Genomic DNA, 6,799 nt, shown 5'->3' with positions numbered 1-6,799 from the left:
AATGTTTAAACATAAGGACACCTCTTTTGTGATGAATTATTGTTGTGGTAACTTTAATTTTATCAAAAGGTGTCCTTTTTGTTGAGTAAAATAAGAGTAAATAGAAAATCGCTTCACGCTTTTTGCGTGAAGCGATTTTCTATTTACTGGGGTTTTGTCCCAGCCTCTTTTCATTTCTAAAAATTATTGTAATAACTGTAAAACACCTTGAGGCATTTGGTTAGCTTGAGCTAACATTGATTGTGCCGCTTGTGAAAGAATGTTGTTCTTAGTGAACTCCATCATTTCTTTCGCCATATCGACGTCTCTAATTCTTGATTCTGCAGCAGTTAGGTTTTCTTGAGAAGTACCTAAGTTGTTAATCGTATGATCTAAACGGTTTTGAACTGCACCTAATTTAGAACGCTCAGCTGATACTGTATCGATTGCTGATTGAAGTGTAGTGATAGCTTCATCTGCTGATGTTTGTGAAGAGATATTGATACCTGTTTTCACTTCAGCATCTACGGCATGAATTTCATCATTTGTTACAATTACTAATTCACTATCACTGTTATAGTACCCAGCTTCTGTTCCTTTGGTAGCTGCAATATTAGCAGTTCCTGTTCCAGTGCCTGTATCATCGTCGCCATCGAATGCTTCAGCTGCTCCTAGAATTAATTCATCTCCGTTGTAGTATCCAGGAGTAGTTTCACCAGCACCTGCATCAGTCCAAGTAGCTGTTGCTTCAGCTCCTGAAGCGTCTGTATATGTGAATGTATTACCAGTAACTTCAATAGTTTGTGCTTCTACTGGTTCTTGTGCTTCTTGGAAATAAATTTGACCTGCTTCTATTGCCGCTGCTTTATTAGCAACTACTGTATAGTCTTCAGTAACATTAAGTGCATCAGCACTCATATCACTAATTTTTACTGATAGAGCTTGTCCTTGATTCGCACCTACGTGGAATGTTAAGCCTTCCTCAGCAAAAGCTCCTGTTAATAAATCTTTTTCGTTAAACTGTGTGTTCTTAGAAATATCTGTTAATGCTTCAGCAAGTTGGTCTACTTCTTTTTGAAGTTCCGCACGGTCTGAATCAGTATTTGTATCGTTAGCACTTTGAACTGCTAATTCACGCATTCTTTGAAGAATTGCATGTGATTCGTTCATTGCACCTTCTGCAGTTTGAATTAGAGAAATACCGTCTTGAGCGTTTTTGCCCGCCATTTCTAATCCACTGATTTGTGCACGCATTTTCTCAGAGATCGCTAGACCTGCTGCGTCGTCTCCTGCCTTGTTAATTCCAAGACCTGAAGAGAGTTTTTCTAGTGAGTTTTGTACTGCACCTTGGTTTGCTCCTAATTGGCGATGTGCGTTAAGAGCTGAAATATTGTGATTGATAATCATGTTCAATCTACCTCCATGTATTTTGTTTTCTAGCAAGCCACGTCCTTGTGATCTCGCTAATCTATAATAACTCCACATCAAGCGGAATTACTATCTAACTAATAGAACACCCAGAAACGATTCACAGCCGAAATTTCCACCTATGTAGAGGTTGAATGGCCATAGCTATGTACCTTTCCCGCTGTTCTATTACTTATATCGGCAGGACTTTTGAATTGTTTAATACTTTTTCATAAAAAATATTTTTTCCAGAAAAAATGCCCAGCATAATTCCATGCCAGGCATCCACCTCAATAATCCCGATTCGTCTCCACATAATCAATCGCTTTTATCTTATATGCCTCACCAGACTTCACAAGCACATACTCCTTCGTCCTGTCATAATCGATTTTGTCATCCAAATGATTCGTAAATGTAAAAACCTCATTTGTTGTTACGATAACTTCATCACCAGCCAACTCTTCCACATCTACTATCTCATTCGACGTGAAATCATAATGATAAGCCGTATCTTCTAAATCACCAACATATTCTTCAAGCTCATCATAAGCAATGCTCCCTTCTTCAAGATAAGGAGCGATTAAACTAAAATCTTTATTGTTCAAAGCTGATTCATAAGCATCCCGGAAGTTCAAAACAATTTCCCCTAGACTGTCATCGGCTACATCCGTGTCGCTTGAAGCAGTTTCAGCATCCGAAGCATCCTCTTCTTCACCTTCATTAAAATAAAATTCAAAACCATACCAGCCAAGATCATCCATTGTCAGAACATCTGTCTTAATAACTTTACCGTCCGCTTTTTCCAGCTCAGCATGCAATTCAAATTCAGTATCATAAGGAACCGGGCCGATTTTCTCCAACTCTGCAAATGTCAATCCTGTCCCTTCCCCATTGACAAACAACTGCGCCTCTTCCACGTCTGTAGTGAAAGTATACTCATTTGCTTCAAACTCAATCATGAAATCTTTTTCAGCAGAAGGGGTAACTTCCAGCTCCGTTTCACTTATAAATGAACCAAAGTGGTTTTCCGCTTCCGCTGCAACAGCATACACTCCCGGATAAATGCTTACTGTTTCCATAGCTTCACTGTCTTCCAGTTTCAATTCCGTTTCATTAATTGCCACATTCGTATCCGCCACATTTGTGCTCACGTTCAATGTCGCAGGCTCTGCCTGGAACGAGTATGTATTAAAAATAAGCAATTTCTTTTCCTGACGCACATCAAACAGTTTTTCTCCATTATTACTATAGATAGATTTACTTAACGGGTGATTGTCTTGTTCCAATAAATCGACATACTGATCCTTAATCGTCCCCCACTCATAATCTTTTATGTATTCGAAATAGCTGTCTTCATCGAGTAAGGCCGAATCATCAAAATTGATCTGGTCGACAAAAGCTTCCACATCATCATCCAGTATCGCTTGATCCATCGCCTGGAAGTTTTTCATTGGATTGAAATACGATGATAAAAATAAATGAGCTCCAATTAAAACAACCACAAACCCAGCAGCAATACCAAGCAGCCACTTATTCTTTTTTGACATCGGCTTTTTCGGTGCATTGTTTACCGTCCTTTTCTCGGATTCGACAGTTGGAGGTGTTGATGCAGCCGAGTTTTGATTTGTGCCACACTCTGTACAAAAAGCTTCATTTTCTTTTAACTCATGCCCGCATTGTATACAATATTTCAACTCTCTTTCTCCTCTCTATCTAAAAAGATTGACAGCTCATGACAACAATTTTGGATTGCAATCATGAGCTGTCTTTCAATTCTGTTACCAACCATAAGATGTCAGTTCTTCAATTTGTGTGATGAAGTCCATTAGGATTGCATCGGCAAGCAAGAAACAGATAAAGCTGATTAATAGAATGGTTGCGAGGCTAAAGTATATTTTTTGTCCATTTCGATTAATCTCAGAAACCTTTTCATAAACAAATAAAACAGGAACATATGAAAATATCATGATTACGGAAATAGCTAAAGTAAAGAGCGTTAATTGATAAGAACCAATCAGTCCACCAATTACAGCGACTAGATTTAACCCTACGAACGGAACATAGATCGAACCGTATTGGGCGATAATCTTTTTAATTGAATCTTGGCTCTTCGCGAGTTTCGTCATTGCCAAAGCACTTCCGAACGTGATTGCAATTAAAATGAGTGCAAAGAAAAAGAGTCTTGAAACGATGCCGAAGAATGGAAGTGACGGTACTGATTCACCTAACCAGCCCCCTCCAATTGATTTATATAAGGAATTCCCAAGAAAATAAATGCTTAATGAGAAAAATAATGCAAAGAGCCCAATATTGATCAAGCTATTTGTCATTTGTTTTTCACCAGACTCGAATGCACGCACCGGATTTTTTAATAGATGTAAGAAATAAGACCAATAATTATTTAACCCTTCTTTAATCGTTTCTGTTGTTGGTTGTGCATTTCCTTCGATTGTTGCCGCTGCTGGATTTGAATTTGTTGTTGCTTGCGGCTCTGCTTGTGCCTTCATTTGCTCGGCATTTACTTGTGAGTCCTCCTCTCTCTCAGATTGTTGATTCGAATGATCAGCAGCATGTTGAGCCTGCATTGCCGTACCGCATACACCGCAAAACTTCCCAGTCTCCTGCTGATGGTTACAACTTGGACAAACTAACATTAGACATTCTCCTTTATAATATTAACTTCTCCCTTTCACACGCTTGCCTTGATGACTCTATGTAAAGGAAAGTAGTTTTATAACCCTAGTAATATAACAATATAAGTCTTTTCGACTACCTAACTGATTATAGCAAAGTTTTCTGCAATTTAAAGTGTTTTTCATAAAAAGCTATATAATCTTACTATTCTGACCGATATAATAGCTGTGCATCACTTTTGAATAATGGATCCAGGTACTCATCAATAATAAATATGTGAAAGTAGGTACAAACAAAATGTCAACGAACCTAAAGAAAAAACCACACGATTCAACTGGCTTTAAATACGTATTTCAAGAAAAGTAGCTGCCGCACTCTTCGTCGCGATCCTGCTCGTATTTTCCACCACCGGCTTCTGCAGGATTTAGCCTATGGCTCTGAATCTGAAGCGAACGCAACAACGGATCTCTCCTCCCTTATGTCTTCTTTCTCAGAAGAAGCCGAGGAGGCGCATAACAATAGTCGAACAGCCTATAACTCTTCCAACACAGTGCTTGAGCATACGAAAGAAGGCAGTAGTTTAATGGAGCGCTCGACTGCGCAAATGGAAAAAATTGATCAGATCATTTATGAGTCCGTGCAGGTTGAGGTATCCGAACCATTTCGGATAACTTATCCGTCATCTCGACAAACAGTGAGAAAATGAACACGTCGATTCAAGTAATTGCTGCGATTTCAGAAGAATCCGCTGCTGGCATTGAAGAAACGTCAGCTTCCTCCGAACAAATTAGCAGTTCAATGGAAGAAGTAGTTTCAAGTTCGGATGAACTAGCTTCACTTGCGGAAGAATTGAATGAATTGATCCATCAATTTAAATTATAGATTCTATGCAGAAACAGCTCTCGCAAACAGTTTGCTTAGAGCTGTTTTTTACTAAGACAGAGGATCGAAGCAACTGAGCGCCCCGCCAAAATAGATCTTATGAACTACAATACTACCCACAATTCTTTAGCCTCTATAGTAACTTCCCCCCACTCCAATCCAACACTGTCGCTAATTCATAAAAGTAAACCCCCTCCCCACTTAGCGGAACAAACCCACTCATTCCAATACTTACATCATTCCAAATTATTTAAAAAAATATATCAAAAGTACGGCTTCCATCACTAAGTTTAACGATAAAAATCAATCAGTTGACGTTAAATAATTCTAGCAGTACAATAACAGTAGAGATCCTATTATACAAGAAAATAAATCTGATAGAATCTCTATTCATAAGCATTGTAATCGCTGTCAGAAAAAGCACTTCTCTTTTTTTGCATTCACCAGATAGCGCTTACATCATTTGTTATAATACAAAGTAAGGGGGTTGGGAATTTTGTTAGAAGCATTAAATAAAATTAATGCGTTTCTTTGGGGTGCACCTAGTATGATCCTATTAGTAGGTACTGGTCTCTTTTTAACATTTGCGTTAAAAGGGCTGCAGTTCACTAAATTAGGGTATGCTTTCAACTTAGCGTTTGCACCGGATAAAGAGGACTCAGAAGCTGAGGGAGATGTTAGTAACTTCAAAGCGCTGATGACCTCGCTTGCCGGGATGATTGGTAACGGGAATATTGCCGGGATAGCAACGGCGATTACGCTCGGCGGACCTGGGGCACTCTTCTGGATGTGGCTTGTCGGACTAATTGGAATGGCGACCAAGTATGCCGAAGCAGTGCTTGCGCAAGTCTACCGTGTCAAAAATCCAAATGGCGAATATTCGAGTGGGCCAATGTACTATATTGAACGCGGACTAGGTAAAAAGTGGAAACCGTTAGCAATTGCATTTGCATTTTTTGCTGCGATTGCGGCATTGGGGACAGGTAATGCCGTTCAGTCAAATACAATTGCTGACGTCATGGATAATAGCTTCCACGTAACGGGCTGGGTTACAGGAATACTATTAGTTGTACTGACTGGTCTGATTATATTCGGTGGATTAAAACGAATCAGTAATGTCGCTGGGGTATTTGTCCCCGTCTTAGCTATTTTATACATTGCCGGGTCGATGGTAATTTTAATTTTGAATTATGATCAAATCATCCCTGCGTTTGGTTTAATCTTCCAGTATGCATTTACACCGGTTTCCGCAGCAGGCGGGTTCACTGGTTTTGTTGTTACCCAAGCTATCCAGCACGGGATCTCGAAAGGTATTTTCTCCAACGAGGCTGGTATGGGTACGGTAGCGATGATTGCGGGAAATGCTAAGACAAGCCATCCAGCAAAACAAGGACTTGTTGCCATGACAGGTACATTCATTGTTACGATTATCGTTTGCTCGATGACAGGACTAGTGCTTGTAATCACGGGTTTCTGGGATCCATCTGGCGGACTTATATCAGGAGTCCAGCATGATCCTACGCTTGATGGCGGTGCATTAACTAGTGCTGCGTTTGGAGCTGTTCTCGGCGTGGTGGGAGAGTATATCGTTTCCATTTCCGTTGTTTTCTTCGGATTTTCGACGATTATCGCCTGGTATGTCTATGGCTCCAAAAGTGTTGAATATATATTCGGCGTAAAATACGTCGGTATTTATGGCGCTCTTTTCCTAGTTGCAACCTATATTGGGTCTGTAGCGGATCTTAAATTAGTCTGGGCATTTGCCGATATGGCAAACGCACTTATGATTATTCCTAACTTAATTGGTCTATTATTATTATATAAAGTAGTTCAGAAACATACAGAGGACTACTTCGCCAATCCAATTGAAAGACAGCAAATACAGAAAAAAGCATAA

At 39.6% G+C, this 6,799-nt stretch carries 5 protein-coding genes; 2 read left to right on the top strand and 3 right to left on the bottom strand.

Annotation, left to right across the window (positions count from 1 at the left end; translation table 11 throughout):
• Window positions 1-183: 183 nt before the first annotated feature.
• From LZD48_RS07510 to LZD48_RS07500, 3 genes are all read right to left on the bottom strand, one after another.
• The gene (locus tag LZD48_RS07510) at window positions 184-1,386 is read right to left on the bottom strand and encodes a flagellin N-terminal helical domain-containing protein (RefSeq protein WP_235762106.1); all 1,203 of its coding nucleotides are present in this window, start codon (window positions 1,384-1,386) and stop codon (window positions 184-186) included.
• Window positions 1,387-1,676: 290 nt separating this feature from the next.
• Complete coding sequence (locus LZD48_RS07505; protein ID WP_235762105.1) at window positions 1,677-3,080, bottom strand: TcaA NTF2-like domain-containing protein; 1,404 nt, start codon at window positions 3,078-3,080, stop codon at window positions 1,677-1,679.
• An 84-nt stretch (window positions 3,081-3,164) separates the two neighbouring features.
• Window positions 3,165-4,040, bottom strand: a complete 876-nt coding sequence (locus LZD48_RS07500) for a DUF6574 domain-containing protein (RefSeq protein ID WP_235762104.1) — start codon at window positions 4,038-4,040, stop codon at window positions 3,165-3,167.
• A gap of 682 nt (window positions 4,041-4,722) precedes the next feature.
• Between LZD48_RS07500 and LZD48_RS07495 the strand changes: the two genes are divergently transcribed.
• Window positions 4,723-4,902, top strand: coding sequence for a hypothetical protein (locus LZD48_RS07495; protein ID WP_235762103.1), 180 nt, complete (start codon window positions 4,723-4,725; stop codon window positions 4,900-4,902).
• A 496-nt stretch (window positions 4,903-5,398) separates the two neighbouring features.
• On the top strand, window positions 5,399-6,799 hold the full coding sequence (locus tag LZD48_RS07490) for an alanine/glycine:cation symporter family protein (protein WP_235762102.1): 1,401 nt from the start codon (window positions 5,399-5,401) through the stop codon (window positions 6,797-6,799).

Origin of the sequence: Oceanobacillus alkalisoli, from assembly GCF_021556485.1 — a bacterium.
GTDB lineage: Bacteria > Bacillota > Bacilli > Bacillales > Amphibacillaceae > Oceanobacillus > Oceanobacillus alkalisoli.
Note: the sequence above shows the minus strand (reverse complement) of the source record. Positions and strands in the feature narration are given on the sequence as shown.